Origin of the sequence: Streptomyces galbus (assembly GCF_005280195.1) — a bacterium.
In the GTDB taxonomy this organism is placed as follows: Bacteria; Actinomycetota; Actinomycetes; order Streptomycetales; family Streptomycetaceae; genus Streptomyces; species Streptomyces galbus.
The window spans coordinates 18,112-35,093 of sequence record NZ_SZPR01000041.1; the positions used below are offsets into that span (position 1 = coordinate 18,112).

Here is a 16,982-nt window from a genome sequence, read left to right on the forward strand (position 1 = left end):
GCGGCTCAGCGGGGCCCCGGCCGGGCGGCCGACCAGGCCCGCACCAGGTCGCGTACGGTCGCGCGCAGCCAGGCGTGGGCCGGGTCGGCCTCGTGGCGGGGGTGCCAGGCCAGGCCGAGGCGCAACGGGGGCAGCGGCAGCGGGATCTCGAAGGGGACGAGGCCGAGCGTGTCGGCGAGCGGCAGGCCCCAGGAGTGGATCAGGCCGACGAGGTCGGTCTCCCGGATGACGAACAGCGAGGCCGGGAGGGTGCCGACGGTGCCCGTCACCCGGCGGCGCAGCCCCCGCTCGGCGAGCGCGGCGTCGACGGGGCCGTGCAGCCGGCCGCGCCGGGAGACGATCAGGTGGTCGGCCGCCGCGAACCGCTCGGCCGTCATCTCCCCCTCCAGCAGCGGGTGTCCGGCCCGCGCGACTCCGAGCATCCGGTCCTCGTGCAGGATCTCCACGTGCACCTCGGGCGCGGTGGAGTCGATCACGCCGACCTCCAGATCGGCGGTGCCGTCGCGCAGGAACGGCGCGTCCACGTGGCTCTCGCTCAGGAAGCGCAGCCGGATGCCGGGCGCCTCCTCGGCCGCGCGGGCGAAGAGCACCGCCCCGTGCGCGGCGGGCACGGCGTCGTGGCACAGGACCGTGAACGTCCGGCTGACGGTGCGCAGATCGGCGTCCGCGGCCGGCGCGAACAGCGCCCGCGCCCGCTCCACGACCGCGTTCACCTCGGCCCGCACCGCGAGGGCGCGGGGGGTCGGCACCATGCGCCGCCCGGCCCGCACCAGCACCGGGTCGCCGAGCGCGCGGCGGATCCGGCCGAGCGTGCGGCTCATGGCCGGCTCGGACAGGTGCAGCCGGGCGGCGGCGCCCTGCACGCTCTGCTCCTCCAGCAGCACGTCCAGGGCGAGCAGCAGGTTGAGGTCGATCCCGGTGGATTGCGTCATGTGCATGTGCCCCTTGCAAAGGTTGCACTGGAGTGCAGGCCAGCGTCGCGCCTACGGTGACAGGGCATCCCACCCCTCGTCCAGCTCCCGGGAGGAGCCGTGCCCGCGCACGCCCTGAAACGCTCGACCCTGCTCACCCTGTGCGCCTGCGTGCTCGTCGCGCAGAGCATGGTGGCCGCCATCAACCTCCTCATCCCGCAACTGGGTTCGTCGTCCCTGCACCCCTCGCACACCGAGGTCCTGTGGACCGTCGACGCCTACGTCATCGTCTTCGCGGGCCTGCTCGTCCCGGCGGGCGCGCTCGGCGACCGGCACGGCCGCAAGGGCGCCCTGCTCGCCGGGCTGGCCCTGTTCGCCGCGGGTGCCGCGACCAGCGCGCTCGCCCCCGTCCCGGCCCTGCTGATCGCGGGCCGGGGCCTGTCCGGCGCGGGGGCGGCCCTGATCACCCCGGCGACGATGTCGATCCTGGTCCGGCTCGCCGGTCCCGAGCGCCGCGCGCAGGCGCTGGCGTCCTGGACGCTGGCGCTGGGACTGGGCGGCCTCGCGGGCAACGTGGGCGGCGGTCTGGTCGGCCAGTTCCTGTCCTGGCGGGCCCTGTTCTGGGCGATGGTGCCGTTGGCGGCCGCGCTCGCGCTCGCCGTCGCGGTGACGACCCCGCGCACGGCCCGCTCCGCGCAGGGCAGCCCGGACCCGGTCGGCACCCTGCTGCTGACGGCCGGTCTGGTCGCCGTGCTGTTCGGCATCATCGAGGGCCCCGGCCACGGCTGGACCTCGGCGCACATCCTGTCGGCGTTCACCGCGGGCGCCCTGCTGCTGGGGGCCTTCACGCTGCACGCCCTGCGCTCGCCCGCCCCCCTCTTCGACCCGCGGGTGTTCCGCTCCCGCGGCCTGTGCACGGCGACGCTGGGCCTCGCCACGGGATTCTTCGGCCTGTTCGCGCTGTTCTTCGTCAACTCCCAGTACCTGCAAGAGGTGAAGGGCTTCTCGCCGGCCGTGACGGGCCTGGCGATCGTGCCGCTGATCGTCGGCATGGCGCTGGTGCCCCGGTTCGCGGCCCGCTGGGCGGCGCACCCGCGTCCGGTGGTCGGCACCGGGCTCACCCTGATCGGCCTGGGCCTGCTGGCCGCCTCCACGGCCGACGCGCACACGCCGTACCCGCTGTACGCGTGCTGGCTGCTGGTCCTGTCGGCCGGCACCGGGCTGGCCATGCCCGCGCTCACCCTGGGCGTGGTGGTGTCGCTGCCGGAGCACCGGGCGGGGCTCGGCTCCGGTCTCGGTACCTCGGCCCGGGAGGTCGGCGCCGCCCTCGGGGTCGCGGTCGCCGGCACCGCGCTCGCGGGCCACGCCGACTTCGCGTCCGGGATGGGCCCGGCGCTGCGGGTGGTGGGCACGGTGGTGCTGGTGGCGACGGCGGTGGTGGTGGTGGTGGCCGGCTACCGCGGCACGGGCCGCGCGGCGCCGGTGGCGCCCGGTACGGCGCCCGCGAAGGAACCGGTGGCCTGAGACGCGACGAGTCCCGCCCCGCGCGATGCGGGACGGGACTCGTTTCACGGAGCGCCGGGCAGGCCTTGCACCTGCATCTCCCCGCAGGAAGCGGGGCGTCTTTCCTTGGACCACCAACGCACAGTCGGCTTCCGGGACTTCCCGGCGGCCGGTGTGTGATCAACTATAGCGCATCTCCGGGCTGACGATCACACACCGGCCGGGTACGGGCTGTCGGCCGTACCGGGGGCCCCGGCGGGCCGGCGTGGCTCAGATGAGGCCGAGGGAGCGGACCGCCTCGCGCTCCTCTACGAGCTCCTGGACCGAGGCGTCGATCCGGGCGCGGGAGAACTCGTTGATCTCCAGGCCCTGGACGATCTCGAACCGGCCGTCCTTGGTGGTGACCGGGAAGGACGAGATGAGGCCCTCGGGGACGCCGTAGGAGCCGTCCGACGGGATGCCCATGGAGGTCCAGTCGCCGTCGGCGGTGCCGTTGACCCAGGTGTGGACGTGGTCGACGGCCGCGTTGGCGGCGGAGGCCGCGGAGGAGGCGCCGCGGGCCTCGATGATGGCGGCGCCGCGCTTGGCGACGGTCGGGATGAAGTCCTCGGCCAGCCACTTCTCGTCGTTGACGACCTCGGCGGCGTTCTTGCCGGCGACCGTGGCGTGGAAGATGTCCGGGTACTGGGTCGCGGAGTGGTTGCCCCAGATCGTCAGGCGCTTGATCTCGGAGACCGGCGTGTTCGTCTTCTTCGCGAGCTGGGTCAGCGCGCGGTTGTGGTCCAGGCGGGTCATCGCGGTGAAGCGGTCGGCCGGTACGTCCGGGGCGGCGGCCTGGGCGATCAGGGCGTTGGTGTTGGCCGGGTTGCCGACGACGAGGACCTTGATGTCGTCCGCGGCGTGGTCGTTGATGGCCTTGCCCTGGGGCTTGAAGATGCCGCCGTTGGCCTCCAGGAGGTCACCGCGCTCCATGCCCTTGGTGCGGGGGCGGGCGCCGACCAGGAGGGCGACGTTGGCACCGTCGAAGGCGACGTTCGGGTCGTCGGTGATGTCGATGCCCTGGAGCAGCGGAAACGCGCAGTCGTCCAGCTCCATCGCGGTGCCCTCGGCGGCGCCGAGCGCCGGGGTGATCTCCAGCAGGCGCAGCTTGACCGGCACGTCCGCGCCGAGCAGCTGGCCGGAGGCGATGCGGAAGAGCAGGGCGTAACCGATCTGGCCGGCCGCGCCGGTGACGGTGACGTTCACGGGAGTGCGGGTCATGGCGTTCTCCGTATGACAGCTGGCGGTGGGGCGTCCCTGCCCCGGGGCGGGAACGGATGATCGATCTCTTGGCGTCAAGAGATCCACCGGTCAGGCTATCGCGCATCCGCTGTCCCCGACCGCCGGGGCCGTGTGGCCCGTCCCACAGAGTGGACACCGCGCGAGGCGGCGGCCGCCGGTCCGGGAGAGGGGTGGACGTGACGGCCGCCGTAGGGGGGACCGGGCATCCGGACTCCCGTGGGGGTACGGATCGCGTGCCCCGTCCCCGGGGGCCGCATGCGGGCCGCACACGGCTTCGCGGACCGGGCCGGGAGCGCGAAGGAGTGCGTGGGGGGCGCGGGGGGCGCCGGTGGTGCCGGGGGTCGGTGGGGGGTTCCGTAGCGGAACGGTCACTTCCGTGCCACAGCGGGCTGACAGGTGTTGAACGGCCCGTTCACCGTGCGGGAGCGTGGAACGCGTCGGCGGCCCGCCCTCGCTCGGGGGAGGGGACGGGCCGCCGACGTGCCGTCAGCTGCTGACCGTGAAGTGCAGGGTGTCCTTCAGGAACGGGATCTGCAGCCACGGACTGGGCTGTGCCATCAGCGCCAGCAGGACGATCGCGGCGCCCAGCACGCCGTACGTCACGATGTCGGTGAACCGCGAGCGCACCGCCAGCATGCCGACGCCCGGCAGCAGCCAGCGCAGCGCCGCACCGACCAGCAGGGCGACGCCGATGAGGATGCAGCCGACGCGGAACACGTCCAGCGCGGTCAGCAGCAGGCCGAGCGCCACCAGGCCGAGGACGGCGAGCATCGGCCACTGCCGGGCGGGCGCGGGCGCGTCCCCGGGAGCGGCCCGGCCGCCGCCCTCGGGGCGGGCGGTGTCCCGGGTGAACAGCGGGAAGCGGCGCGTGACGCGCCGGGGCCGGCCCTCGGCGTCGGGCGCGCTGACCGGACCGCTGACCAGCGGCTTCTCGAACGCCTCCGCCCCCTCGGGCACGGGACCGAGGGACCCCCCGGCATCGCCGGAGTCGTCGGCGTCGTCGGAGTCGTGGGCGCCGTCGGGGCCTTCGGCGTCGGCCGGGTCGGGGGCGCCGGGCGAGTCGGGGGCGGGCCGCGTCGGCTCCGTCCCCTGCGCGCTCCCGGCGGCCACCGTGTCCTTCACATCGGCGTCCTGCGCGGTGACCGTGCCCTCCGTACCGCCGCCGGCGCCCTGCGCCGGGTCCTGGGCGCGGAGTCGGCGTCGCGGCTCAGCCGACACTGCGCTCCGCCGCCTCGACCACGTTGACGAGCAGCTGTGCGCGGGTCATCGGGCCGACCCCGCCGGGGTTCGGGGAGATCCAGGCGGCGACCTCGCGGACGTCGGGGTGGACGTCGCCCACGATCCGGCCCTCGGCGTTGCGCGAGACGCCGACGTCGAGGACGGCCGCACCCGGCTTGACGTCCTCGGCGCGGATCAGGTGCGCGGAGCCGGCCGCGGCCACGATGATGTCGGCGCGCTTGAGGTGCGCGGACAGGTCACGGGTGCCGGTGTGGCACTGGGTCACCGTGGCGTTCTCGCTGCGCCGGGTCAGCAGCAGCGGCATCGGCCGGCCGATCGTCACCCCGCGGCCGACGACCACCACCTCGGCGCCCTTGGTCTCCACGCCGTAGCGGCGCAGCAGCGTGAGCACGCCGTTGGGGGTGCAGGGCAGCGGGGCCGGCTCGTTGAGGACGAGGCGGCCGAGGTTCATCGGGTGCAGGCCGTCGGCGTCCTTGTCCGGGTCCATCAGTTCCAGGATGCGGTTCTCGTCGATGCCCCTGGGCAGCGGGAGCTGGACGATGTAACCGGTGCAGGACGGGTCCTCGTTCAGCTCGCGGACGACCGCCTCGATCTCCTCCTGCGTGGCCGTGGCGGGCAGTTCGCGCTGGATGGAGGCGATGCCGACCTCGGCGCAGTCGCGGTGCTTGCCGGCGACGTACTTCTGGCTGCCGGGGTCGTCCCCGACCAGGATCGTGCCGAGGCCGGGCGTCACGCCCTTCTCCTTCAGCGCCGCCACACGGGCGGTCAGCTCGGACTTGATCTCGGCTGCGGTGGCCTTGCCATCGAGAATCTGGGCGGTCATACCTCCATCCTCCCGGATGACCGGCCCGCGGTTCCAATCAGGGTGGTCCGGGGGCGGCCGGCTCCTCGCCGCCGTGGTGAGCGCCGATGTTGCACTTGCACAACAGCCGTATATCCGACTGGACAATCACTCGTCCGGCACATGACGATGAGCCGCGCATCACTGCGGTCCGGCAGGGGGACGAACCGCTCACGCCCACCCGTTCCTCCGCGGCATCCGCGACGTCCCCAGAGGCAACGGAGGAAACACAGTCATGAGCTTCGGCCAGCCCGGCGGCAACCCCTACGGGGAGCAGCCGCAGAACCCCCAGCAGCCCGGCTACCCGGCCTACCCGCAGGCCCCGCAGGGCGTCCCGCCGCAGCAGGGCTACGGCTACCCCCAGCAGCAGCCCGGTCATCCGCAGCAGGGCTACGGCTACCCGCAGCAGCCGGGCTACGGTGCCCGTCCCGAACTCGCCCACTGGGGCCTGCGGGTCGGCTCGTTCCTGCTCGACGGCCTGATCATCGCCGGTCCGATGTACGCGCTGATCGGCGTCGCGGCCGCCATGGGCAGCGACTCGGCCGCCGGGGCCATCGTCACCCTGGTCGGCGTGCTGTACGCCATCGGCATGGGCTTCTACCAGCTCTACCTGGAGGGCACGACCGGCCAGTCCACCGGCAAGAAGGTCGTCGGCACGCGCGTGCTGCGCGAGGCCGACGGCAGCACGCTGGGCTTCGGCATGGCCTTCGTGCGCCGGCTGGCGCACATCGTCGACGGCCTGCCCTGCTACCTCGGCTACCTGTGGCCGCTGTGGGACGACAAGAAGCAGACCTTCGCCGACAAGATGTGCTCGACCCTGGTGGTCCGCGCCCAGTAACGCGCCGGGCACCACCGCACCACAGGAGAGGGCCCGCCGACCGTTCCTCCGGTCGGCGGGCCCTCTCATGCGCTCACAGGCGCGGCCAGGCGCGGCTCAACGGCTCGGCGGCTCAGTGGAAGAAGTGCCGCGTCCCGGTGAAGTACATCGTCACGCCCGCCTTCTTGGCGGCCTCCACGACCTGCTCGTCGCGGATCGAGCCGCCCGGCTGGACGATGGCCCGCACGCCGGCGCCGATCAGGATCTCGGGGCCGTCGGGGAAGGGGAAGAACGCGTCGGAGGCCGCGAAGGCGCCCCGGGCACGCTCCTCGCCCGCCCGCTCGACCGCCAGCTTGCAGGAGTCGACGCGGTTGACCTGGCCCATGCCGACGCCGACCGAGGCGCCGTCCTTGGCGAGCAGGATCGCGTTGGACTTCACCGCGCGGCAGGCCTTCCAGGCGAAGGCCAACTGCTGGAGTTCCCCGGGTGACAGGGCCTCGCCGGACGCCAGGGTCCAGTGCGCCGGGTCGTCGCCCTCGGCCTGGAGCCGGTCGGCGACCTGGAGCAGCGCGCCGCCGTCGATCGGCTTGACCTCGACCGCGCCGGCCGGGCCGTCGGGACAGCGCAGCACCCGGATGTTCTTCTTCTTCGTGAGGACCTCCAGGGCCCCCTCCTCGTAGTCCGGGGCGACGATGACCTCGGTGAAGATCTCCGCGACCTGCTCCGCCATCTCCTTGCTGACCGGCCGGTTGACGGCGATGACCCCGCCGAACGCGGACAGCGGGTCGCACGCGTGCGCCTTGCGGTGCGCCTCGGCGACGTCCGAACCGATCGCGATTCCACAGGGGTTGGCGTGCTTGATGATCGCCACGCAGGGCTCGGCGTGGTCGTACGCGGCACGGCGGGCGGCGTCCGTGTCCGTGTAGTTGTTGTACGACATCTCCTTGCCGTGGAGCTGCTCGGCGGCCGCGAGCCCGCCCTCGCCGGAGGTGTAGAGGGCGGCGGGCTGGTGCGGGTTCTCGCCGTAGCGCAGGGTGTGCGCGCGCTGCAGCGAGGAGGCGACGAACTCGGGGAACTGCGAGTCGTCGGCGGGGGCGTAGGAGGACGCGAACCAGGAGGAGACGGCGATGTCGTACTCCGCCGTGTGCCGGAACGCCTCGGCGGCCAGGCGCTTGCGGGCGGCGAGGTCGAAGCCGCCGTCCTTGACGGCCGCGAGGACGTCGGCGTACCGCCCGGGGCTGGTGACCACGGCGACGGAGGGGTGGTTCTTGGCGGCGGCGCGGACCATCGACGGGCCGCCGATGTCGATCTGTTCCACGCACTCGTCGGGGGTGGCGCCGGAGGCGACGGTCTCGCGGAACGGGTAGAGGTTGACCACGACGAGGTCGAACGGCTGCACGCCCAGCTCGGCGAGCTGCTCGCGGTGGCTGTCCAGGCGCAGGTCGGCGAGGATGCCGGCGTGCACCTTCGGGTGCAGGGTCTTCACCCGGCCGTCCAGGCACTCGGGGAAGCCGGTCAGCTCCTCGACCTTGGTGACGGGGACACCGGCGGCGGCGATACGGCCGGCCGTCGACCCGGTGGAGACCAGCTCCACGCCGGCCTCGTGCAGCCCGCGGGCCAGCTCCTCCAGGCCGGTCTTGTCGTAGACGCTGACGAGCGCGCGACGAATGGCCCGCTTGTTGCTCTCGGCGGTCACTGGATAACTACCTTTCGTCCCTCAATGCGATAGCCGTTGCGGGCGAGCCGCCCCACGACCTCGACGAGCAGCCTTCGCTCGACGTCCTTGATGCGCTCGTGCAGAGCGCTCTCGTCGTCCTCGTCCCGGACCTCCACCACGCCCTGCGCGATGATCGGCCCGGTGTCGACGCCGTCGTCGACGAAGTGGACGGTGCAGCCGGTGACCTTGGCGCCGTACGCGAGCGCGTCACGGACGCCGTGGGCGCCGGGAAAACTGGGCAGCAGCGCGGGGTGCGTGTTCACGAACCGTCCCCCGAACCGCGCGAGGAACTCCTTGCCCACGATCTTCATGAACCCGGCGGACACCACCAGGTCCGGCTCGTGCGCGCCGACGGCCTCCGCGAGCGCGGCGTCCCACGCCTCGCGGCTCCCGTGGTCCTTGACCCGGCACACGAAGGTGGGCAGCCCGGCGCGCTCGGCGCGGGCCAGCCCCTCGATGCCGTCGCGGTCCGCCCCGACGGCGACGACCCGCGCTCCGTACGACTCGGCTCCGGTGCGCTCGATCTCGTCGAGGAGCGCCTGCAGGTTGGTGCCTGATCCGGAGACCAGGACGACGAGGCGCTTGGCCACGGGCTTGGCGGCCACGGTGGGGCCCTTTCTCGGGGAAGCGGTTGCGCGGTCGGCCTGCGTACGGCCGCTCTTGTACGGTCGTACGAATGCTTCGCGCCCCCGGATACGGGGAAGTCTACGAAGCGGCCGACCGTCAGCAACGATACCGGCACTCCGCACGGCCCCCGTGGGACGGGGGCGTGGCCGGAAGGTAGCGTCTGCGGGAGCGGTCCCGGGAACGCCGTGGAGGCACGGCACGTTTCCCGGGTGAACGCTCACGAAGACAGCAATTCTTCGGTCACCTATTGGTCACCTAGGGGAAGACGCCTTTTGATGCCGGACCGCAGCCTGCGACCCCTCACGTTCCCCCCGCACCCCGCCCAGGGAGGGGAGCGCGTCCCGGCGCTGCTGCGGGAGCGTCCGACGTCACCCCCCGACGCTCCCGGCACGTCCGAGGAGCACCGCGGCAGGGGCGGGGACCGGCCCGGCAGGGACGGCACGGCCGACGAGGACAACCCCTTCGCGCCGCCGCCCGAGGGCACCCCCGACCGCCCCTGGCAGCCCCGGCGCCCCGCCCAGGGCGCGGACGGCGACCCCGGCGACCAGGACCAGCCCCCGGCGGGTGGCCCCTGGGGCAGCCAGTGGAGCGACCGCCAGCCCGGCCGCTCCCCCGGCGGCTTCGGCGAGCGTCCCGGCAGCGACCCCGAGGGCCGGCCCGGCCCCGGCGCCCCCGGCCCGCGCTGGGACCCCATGGACCCCGCCCAGCGCCGGGCGCGCTACGCCCTGCTCGGCGGCATGTGGGCGTTCTTCTTCGCCCTGTTCGGCTGGCCCTACGTCGCCCTGCTGCTGGGCGCGCTCGCCCTCTACTGGGGCATCAGCGCCCTGCGCGCCAAGCCCCGCACCCCGGACCCGCAGGCCCCGGCCGCGCCCGAGCCGCCCGGCCGCCCGAAGACGACGGCGGCGATCACCGGCCTGGTCACGGCGTCCCTCGCGCTGGCCCTGGTCGCGGTGGGCTTCACCGCCCAGTTGGTGTACCAGGACTACTACACGTGCCAGAAGGACGCCCTGACCCACGAGGCGAGGCAGTCCTGCAGCGACCTGCTGCCGAAGGAACTGCGGGGCGTACTGGGGACGAACGGCTAGCACGCAGGACCGGGGATCGGTCAGGGCAGGATCGCGTCGACGTACCCGCCGTCGACGCGCAGCGCTCCCCCGGTGGTGGCCGAGGCCTGCTCGGAGCTCAGGTAGACGACCATGTTTGCGATCTCCTCCGGCTCGATCAGGCGTTGCAGCAGGGACTGCGGGCGGTGCTCGCGCATGAAGGCGCGCTGGGCCTCGTCCCAGGGCAGGGACCGGTCGACGAGTTCGTACACGAAGTCCTCGACCCCGCCGGTGTGGGTGGGTCCGGCGATGACGGAGTTCACCGTCACGCCGGTGCCCGCCGCCTTCTTGGCGAATCCGCGGCTCACCGCGAGCAGCGCGGTCTTGGACATCCCGTAGTGGATCATCTCGGCGGGGATGACGACGGCGGAGTCGCTGGCGACGTACTGGATCCGGCCCCAGCCGCGCTCGGTCATCCCGGGCAGGTAGGTCCGGGTCAGCCGCACGGCGGCCAGGACGTTGACCTCGAAGTACCGCCGCCACTCGGCGTCCGTGATCTCCAGCGGGTCGGCGGAGCCGAAGATGCCGAGGTTGTTGACGAGGATGTCGACCCGCGGCAGCAACTCGGCGACCCGGCCGGCTCCCTCCTCGCTCGCCACGTCGGCGGCGACCGGCACCGGTTCGGCGCCGGGGACCTCCCGGGCCAGGGCGGCGACCGCGGCCGACACGCTCTCCTCGCTGCGTCCGTTGACCGCCACCCGGGCGCCGGCGTGGGCGAGGCCGGCGGCGATGGCGGCACCGATGCCCTGCGTCGAACCGGTGACGAGGGCGGTGCGTCCACTCAGATCGATGTGCATGCGAAGACGGGTTCCCCGCGCGCGGGCCGCCCTGTCGGCTCGTCCGAGAGGCGGCCCGCGCGGGTGTCAGCGCTCGGTGTCAGCGATCGCCGGTGGGGGCGTGCAGCACGCCGGCGCTCTCCGGGCCGGTGGGAGCGACCGGTGCCGTCCTGACGGCGGCCAGGCTTTCCCGGGCCGCGGCGACGACCGCGTCGGCGGTCAGGCCGAACTGCTCGTACAGCACGGTGTAGGCGGCGCTGGCGCCGTAGTGGTCCAGGTGGACGGTCCGGCCGGCGTCGCCGACGAAGTCCCGCCAGCCCATGGGGACGCCCGCCTCCACGCTCACCCGGGCGCGCACGGTGGGCGGCAGCACCTCTTCGCGGTAGGCCCGGTCCTGGGCGGCGAACCACTCCCAGCACGGCAGTGACACGACCCTGGTCGGGATGCCGTCGGCCTCCAGCGCCTCCCGGGCGGCGACGGCGATCTGCACCTCCGAACCGGTGCCCATCAGGATGACCTCGGGGGTGCCGCCGGAGGCTTCGGCCAGGACGTAGCCGCCCTTGGCGACGCCCTCGGCCGACGCGAACCGGGTGCGGTCGAAGACGGGCAGGTTCTGCCGTGACAGCGCCAGCCCGGCGGGGCGGTCGTTGTGCTCGAGGATGGTGCGCCACGCCACCGCGGTCTCGTTGGCGTCGGCCGGGCGGACGAAGTCCAGGCCGGGGATGGCCCGCAGCGCCGCGTAGTGCTCGACCGGCTGGTGGGTGGGACCGTCCTCGCCCAGGCCGATGGAGTCGTGCGTCCAGACGTAGGTGACGGGGAGCTGCATGAGCGCGGCCAGCCGGACCGCTCCGCGCATGTAGTCGGAGAAGGTGAGGAAGGTGCCGCCGTACACGCGGGTCCCGCCGTGCAGGGCGATGCCGTTCATGATCGCGCCCATGGCGTGCTCGCGGACGCCGAAGTGCAGCGTGCGCCCGTAGGGGCCGCCCGACCACATCTTGGTCTGCCGGTCCGCGGGCAGGAACGAGGCTTCTCCCTTGACCGCGGTGTTGTTGCTCTCGGCCAGGTCGGCCGAGCCACCCCACAGCTCCGGCAGGACCGGGTACAGGGCGGTGAGAACCTCACCGGAGGCCTTCCGGGTCGCCACGCCCTTCGGATCGGCGTCCCAGACCGGCAGGGCGTCCGCCCAGCCCTGCGGCAGCCGGCGGGCGGACATCCGCTCCAGCAGCGCGGCGCCGTCGGGGTTGCCGGCCTGCCAGGCGTCGAAGCGCTGCTGCCAGGTCGCGTGGGCCCGTGCGCCGCGCTCGGCGACCCGGCGGGCGTGGGCGAGGACCTCGGGGGCGACCTCGAACGTCTTGTCGGGGTCGAAGCCGAGGATCTCCTTGGTCGCCCGGACCTCGTCCTCGCCCAGCGCCGACCCGTGGGCCGCGCCGGTGTTCTGCTTGTTCGGCGCAGGCCAGCCGATGATCGTGTGCAGCACGATCAGCGACGGGCGGCCGGTCTCCTCGCGGGCGGCGGCCAGCGCGCGGTCGACCGCGGCGAGGTCCTCGCCGTCGTCCACGTGCTGCACGTGCCAGCCGTAGGCCTCGTACCGCTTGCCGACGTCCTCGGTGAACGCGACGTCGGTGTCGTCCTCGATCGAGATGCGGTTGGCGTCGTAGACCAGGACCAGGTTGCCCAGTTCCTGGGTGCCGGCCAGTGACGACGCCTCGCCGCTGACGCCTTCCTCCAGGTCGCCGTCGGAGGCGAAGGCCCAGATGGTGTGGTCGAACACGCTGTCGCCCTCGGGGGCGGCGGGGTCCAGCAGGCCGCGCTCGCGGCGGGCCGCCATCGCCATGCCGACGGCGTTGCCGACGCCCTGGCCCAGCGGGCCGGTCGTCGTCTCCACGCCCGGTGTGTGGTTGACCTCGGGGTGGCCCGGCGTCAGGGAGCCCCAGGTGCGCAGCGCCTCCAGATCGGACAGCTCCAGGCCGTAGCCGGAGAGGAAGAGCTGGATGTACAGGGTGAGACTCGAGTGCCCCATCGACAGCACGAAGCGGTCGCGGCCGATCCAGTTCGGATCGGCCGGGTCGTGCCGGAGCCACTTCTGGAACAGCAGGTAGGCCGTGGGAGCCATGCTCATCGCGGTACCGGGGTGGCCGTTGCCGGTCTTCTGCACGGCGTCCATCGCGAGCACCCGCACGGTGTCGATCGCGCGCCGGTCGAGCTCACCCATCCCCTCGGGCAGGGTGGGGCGCGGCTGGAACGGACTGCCGGTGGGCGCGTCGCTCGCGGCTTCGGCGGGCGCCTCGGGCCGGGTGCTCTTCGTCCCCGTGGCGGAGTCTTTCTCGTTGGCGGTCATCGGTCGCGGTGCTCCCTCGTGGATGGGACGGTGAACGTTCGGGCTGCCCGGCCGGACCGGCGCGCGCCGCATCCGGCCGCCGGTCGGGGCGGGGCGTCAGGCGAGTGGGGTGTCGTCCAGCGCCTTCGCGAGGTCGCCGGGGGTGTCGTAGAGGGCGATCGCGCCGGCTTCGCGCAGTTCGTCGTCCCCGAAGCCGCCGGAACGGACGACGATCGCCGGCATCCCGGCTCTCTTCGCCGCCTCCACGTCCCACACCGAGTCACCGACCATGACACTCGACGCGTCGCGCGGCGCGCCCAGCTTCTCGAGCGCCACCTGCAGCAGGTCCGGCGCCGGCTTGGAGGATTCGACGTCGGCGCTGGTGGTCCAGTCGTCGACGAGGTCGCGGGCGTCCAGCACGTCCAGGAAGACGTCCACGTGGCGCTGCTGGGCAGAGCTGGCCAGGACGAGCCGGTGACCACGTTCCTTGACGGCCACGAGCAGATCGCGCGCGCCGGGCAACGGCGCCATCTCCTCCAGGAGCGCGTCGACCTCCTTGCCCTGCTGCTCCCGGGCCCGGTCGCCGACCCGGCGCTCCAGTTCCTCCCCGCCGATGGCGGTGACCACCTGGTCCCCGCCCATCCCGATCAGCCGGTGCAGCCGCCACACCGGGACGATCTCGCCCACCGAGCGCAGGGCCCGGTACCAGGCGAGCGCGTGATGGTAGTTGGAATCGATGAGTGTGCCGTCGATGTCCAGGACGGCGATGGCAGAGTCGGTCACGCCCACCGGCTACCCGCCAGCCCGATACCCACACGAATTCCGCGAGACCGACAAGGCGGTCGCCGGCACGGTCCTGGCTTCCCGGATCCCACGGTCAAGGAGTTCCGCGGTCCGGGGCAGCCGGGGGCGTGGGGGGCTCGGGTCCGGGTCCGCCGCCGGCTTCGGCCGCGGGGGGTTCCTGCCCGGCGCCCGCCGGGGCGTCGGAGTCCGGGGTGCGCTTCCTCAGCTCGTCGCGCAACGCGTCCCACCGCGCCCGCAGCGCCTCGTCCCGCCAGACGTCCTTCACCGGCTCGTCCGCCGGGAGCAGGTCGTAGGCGTCGGACTCCGGCGGTTTCTGCGGGGCCCGCGGGCTCGGGGACGCGGCCCCTTCGGGGGCCACCGTCTGTTTCCGAAGGGCCGAGCCGTCCCTGGGGGCCCCTAGGGGTGTCGTGGGGGACTTGGCGGGGGCCGGGGACTTGACCGAGGCGGCGGATGCGGCCGGGGCTGAGGGCCTGGCCGGGGAGGCGGACTTCGCGGACTTCGCCCTGGACGACTCGGTCGCCTTCTGAGCCGTGGCCTTCTGAGCCGGCGCCTTCCCAGCAGCGGACTTCGCAGCCGTCGGCTTGGCAGACTCCGCCGCTCGGGAAGCCGCCGCCTTGGTCGCTCCCTCGGTGACCGCCTTGACCTCGGCCTCGGAGGCGGCCTTCGCCCCCGCCTCGGCCGTCGCCTTGGAGGCCGCCGCCGTCCGCCACCGCGTGACCCACCCGCCGCACACCCGCACCACCACTGCCACCGGCACCGCCACCGCCACGCCCCAGGCCAGCGCCGCGCCCCCGACCTGCCACCACACGGGTCCGAACCGCGCCAGCGCCCCGATCCCCAACGGGCCGCCCGCCATCCCCGCGGCCAGCGCCAGCGCCGCCGCGCACACCGTCGCGGCCACCCCGGCGATCACCGCGGTCCGCCGCACCGACCACCGTGCGCCGCCCCGCCCCACGAACCAGCCCATGGTCACACCGGCCGCCAGCGGCACCACCCCGGCCGCCCAGTTCCAGGGGGTCCCGGCCCCGGCGTCCGGGACGGCCGCCAGCAGCGGGAACGGCGGCAGCACCGGCGCCGGATCGGACATCCACGGCCCCACACCGTGCCCGGTGCCCAGCGCGAACCCCGGCCCGAGCGCGTACGCCGCTCCCCACACCGCCGCGTTCGGCACCAGCGTCACGCACAGCAGCAGCACCGCGCACCGCCCGGACCACCCCTCGGTCAGCCGCAGGAACGCCTCCCGGGCCACGTCCCCGTGCCACACCGACGACACCGCGACCAGCCCGGCCCCGCCCCCGACGCACACCGCGGCCCCGGCCCCGGCCGCTCGCACGGCCACCAGGAACTTCTCCCGCCCCCGCGGGCCGAGGACCACCCGCCGGGTCCCGCGCGGCAGCAGCCCCAACAGCCGGTCCACGGGTCCGCGGGGACGGCCGTACGCCGTCCACACCCCCGTGCCGGCCGACAGCGCGACGACCATGGGCAGGGCGAGCACGGTCCACACCCAGGAGGGCCGCAGCGATCCGCCGGCCGCGTACAGCGCGGTGCCGGCGCCGACGGTCAGGTAGCCGAGGACGACTCCCGCCCACGCCGTCCGGGCGCTCACCGGTGGGGCCAGGCCCTCCTCGTCGGCGTCCACCGCGTCGCGCGCCGCCCGGTGGACCAGCCACACCGGCAGGGCGAGGAGGAGCAGCGGGGTGACGCCGACCGGGGCGGGGACACCGGAGAGGGTGTCGGCGCGGACCAGTTCGACCCCGTGGGCGAGAAGCCACAGCGCGGCGGCGACGTGCAGGGCGCCGCCCGGTCCGCTGTCGGGGTAGGGCGAGCTGATCCACAGCACCATCACCAGCACGGTGAGCGAGCCGAGCCCCAGCCCGGCCGCGACCGCACCGCCCGCCAGACCGGCGGCCAGGCCGGGCGAACGGTCGCGCACCCGGGTGAGCAGTTGTGCGGAGGACGGTCGGCGCGGGGCGGGCCGGCGCGTAATCATCGGGATCACGCCCGTCATGCTCCCAACGACACGCGCTTTTCCCGCGTACCCGGCGAAGCCCCGTTGTGTCGCTCAATATACGTTTATGTACTTTTTCGTACGAGAGGGTGCCCGGTGACCCAGCGTTCCGCCACCCCGCTCCCCGCCGCCGAGGAGCGCCGAGGCCAGCACGAGGCGGCCTCCCTGACGCCGGCTCAGGCCTTCGACGCCCTCTACGCGTTCTGCGCCCCCGCCCTCGTACGGCAGACCTTCCTGCTGTCCGGCCGCCGGGAACTCGCCCGGGAATCCGTGGAGCGGGCCTTCCAGTACGCCTGGGAGCACTGGCCCGAGGTGGCCCGCGACCCCGATCCGCCGGGCTGGGTGCGGGCCGTGGCCCACGAGTACGCCCTCTCCCCCTGGCACCGACTGCGCCCCCGCCACCGGCGCCCGGAACCCCCGCCCGCCGCACCGCCCGACCGCGCGCTGCTGGAGGCGTTCCTGGCGCTGCCCCCCTCGTACCGCCGCACGGTGCTCCTCTACGACGGCGTCGGCCTGGACCTGCCGGAGACGGCGGCGGAGACCCAGGCGAGCACCCCGGCCGCCGCGCGCCGCCTGCTGCACGCGCGCGAGGAGATCGCCGCGCTGCTGCCCGACCTGGCCGACCCCGCCGTACTGCACCGGCGGCTGACGGAGGTGGCCTCGGCGGAGCGGCTGCGGGCCGCGAAACCACCGGCCGTGCGGCTGGGCAGTGAGCGCCGCGCCCGGTTCTGGACCCGCGCGGCGATCGCCTTCACCCTCGCCGTCATCGGCGCGACGGCGCTGACCCTGCGGACGGCTCCCACGAAGTACGAGCCCCCGGTGCCGGCCGGGGAGACGGTCCGCGGGGTGCCGCCCAAGCCGGCCCCGGGCACGCTCTCGGACACGGAGCTGGAGCTGCGGGCGAAGCTGCGCGCGCAGACGGCGCACGGACCGGAGAGGCTGCTGCCGGAGACGCGGTGAGCGGTCGCCGGGACGGACGGCACCGGCGCATGCGGAAGGGCCCGCGTCCCGGGGGACGCGGGCCCTTCTGCTGCCGTT

The 16,982-nt window shown here is 74.1% G+C and carries 14 protein-coding genes; 4 read left to right on the forward strand and 10 right to left on the reverse strand.

Going from position 1 to position 16,982, the window contains the following annotated elements; translation table 11 throughout:
• Positions 1 to 5: 5 nt before the first annotated feature.
• Entirely contained in the window at positions 6 to 938 is a 933-nt protein-coding gene (locus E4U92_RS34475) for a LysR family transcriptional regulator (RefSeq protein ID WP_137304394.1), read from the reverse strand.
• 93 nt (positions 939 to 1,031) lie between these two features.
• Here E4U92_RS34475 and E4U92_RS34480 point away from each other — a divergent pair, with 93 nt between their 5' ends.
• A complete protein-coding gene (locus E4U92_RS34480) occupies positions 1,032 to 2,435 on the forward strand; it encodes an MFS transporter (protein WP_137304395.1) in 1,404 nt (467 codons plus the stop codon).
• Positions 2,436 to 2,684: 249 nt separating this feature from the next.
• On the opposite strand, the gene E4U92_RS34485 is transcribed toward E4U92_RS34480, so the two are convergent.
• The 3 genes from E4U92_RS34485 to E4U92_RS34495 all read right to left on the reverse strand — a co-directional run bounded on the left by E4U92_RS34485 (position 2,685) and on the right by E4U92_RS34495 (position 5,757).
• Entirely contained in the window at positions 2,685 to 3,674 is a 990-nt protein-coding gene (locus E4U92_RS34485; protein ID WP_137304396.1) for a malate dehydrogenase, read from the reverse strand.
• A gap of 507 nt (positions 3,675 to 4,181) precedes the next feature.
• Complete coding sequence (locus E4U92_RS34490) at positions 4,182 to 4,652, reverse strand: DUF3017 domain-containing protein (RefSeq protein ID WP_137304419.1); 471 nt, start codon at positions 4,650 to 4,652, stop codon at positions 4,182 to 4,184.
• 250 nt (positions 4,653 to 4,902) lie between these two features.
• On the reverse strand, positions 4,903 to 5,757 hold the full coding sequence (locus tag E4U92_RS34495; RefSeq protein WP_137304397.1) for a bifunctional methylenetetrahydrofolate dehydrogenase/methenyltetrahydrofolate cyclohydrolase: 855 nt from the start codon (positions 5,755 to 5,757) through the stop codon (positions 4,903 to 4,905).
• Positions 5,758 to 6,010: 253 nt separating this feature from the next.
• Here E4U92_RS34495 and E4U92_RS34500 point away from each other — a divergent pair, with 253 nt between their 5' ends.
• Entirely contained in the window at positions 6,011 to 6,613 is a 603-nt protein-coding gene (locus E4U92_RS34500) for an RDD family protein (RefSeq protein ID WP_137304398.1), read from the forward strand.
• 112 nt (positions 6,614 to 6,725) lie between these two features.
• Here E4U92_RS34500 and purH read toward each other — a convergent pair whose 3' ends face one another.
• Both purH and purN read right to left on the reverse strand, forming a co-directional pair.
• Complete coding sequence (purH, locus tag E4U92_RS34505) at positions 6,726 to 8,288, reverse strand: bifunctional phosphoribosylaminoimidazolecarboxamide formyltransferase/IMP cyclohydrolase (protein WP_137304399.1); 1,563 nt, start codon at positions 8,286 to 8,288, stop codon at positions 6,726 to 6,728.
• Complete coding sequence (purN, locus tag E4U92_RS34510; protein WP_137304400.1) at positions 8,285 to 8,914, reverse strand: phosphoribosylglycinamide formyltransferase; 630 nt, start codon at positions 8,912 to 8,914, stop codon at positions 8,285 to 8,287. Before purN ends, purH begins: the two co-directional genes overlap by 4 nt.
• A gap of 297 nt (positions 8,915 to 9,211) precedes the next feature.
• Between purN and E4U92_RS34515 the strand changes: the two genes are divergently transcribed.
• Positions 9,212 to 10,021, forward strand: a complete 810-nt coding sequence (locus E4U92_RS34515; protein WP_137304401.1) for a hypothetical protein — start codon at positions 9,212 to 9,214, stop codon at positions 10,019 to 10,021.
• Between the two features lie 20 nt (positions 10,022 to 10,041).
• Here the strand turns inward: E4U92_RS34515 and E4U92_RS34520 are convergent, their stop codons facing one another.
• The 4 genes from E4U92_RS34520 to E4U92_RS36945 all read right to left on the reverse strand — a co-directional run bounded on the left by E4U92_RS34520 (position 10,042) and on the right by E4U92_RS36945 (position 15,944).
• Positions 10,042 to 10,836 carry an SDR family NAD(P)-dependent oxidoreductase gene (locus E4U92_RS34520; protein ID WP_137304402.1) on the reverse strand — a complete coding sequence of 265 codons (795 nt, stop codon included), beginning with the start codon at positions 10,834 to 10,836 and terminating at the stop codon, positions 10,042 to 10,044.
• Positions 10,837 to 10,915: 79 nt separating this feature from the next.
• Positions 10,916 to 13,153 carry a transketolase gene (tkt, locus tag E4U92_RS34525; RefSeq protein WP_137304403.1) on the reverse strand — a complete coding sequence of 746 codons (2,238 nt, stop codon included), beginning with the start codon at positions 13,151 to 13,153 and terminating at the stop codon, positions 10,916 to 10,918.
• 96 nt (positions 13,154 to 13,249) lie between these two features.
• Entirely contained in the window at positions 13,250 to 13,915 is a 666-nt protein-coding gene (locus E4U92_RS34530; RefSeq protein ID WP_137304404.1) for an HAD family hydrolase, read from the reverse strand.
• Positions 13,916 to 14,009: 94 nt separating this feature from the next.
• Positions 14,010 to 15,944 carry a cell division protein PerM gene (locus tag E4U92_RS36945; protein ID WP_229863262.1) on the reverse strand — a complete coding sequence of 645 codons (1,935 nt, stop codon included), beginning with the start codon at positions 15,942 to 15,944 and terminating at the stop codon, positions 14,010 to 14,012.
• A 96-nt stretch (positions 15,945 to 16,040) separates the two neighbouring features.
• Between E4U92_RS36945 and E4U92_RS34540 the strand changes: the two genes are divergently transcribed.
• The gene (locus E4U92_RS34540) at positions 16,041 to 16,904 is read left to right on the forward strand and encodes an RNA polymerase sigma factor (protein ID WP_229863249.1); all 864 of its coding nucleotides are present in this window, start codon (positions 16,041 to 16,043) and stop codon (positions 16,902 to 16,904) included.
• The last annotated feature ends 78 nt before the right edge of the window (positions 16,905 to 16,982 follow it).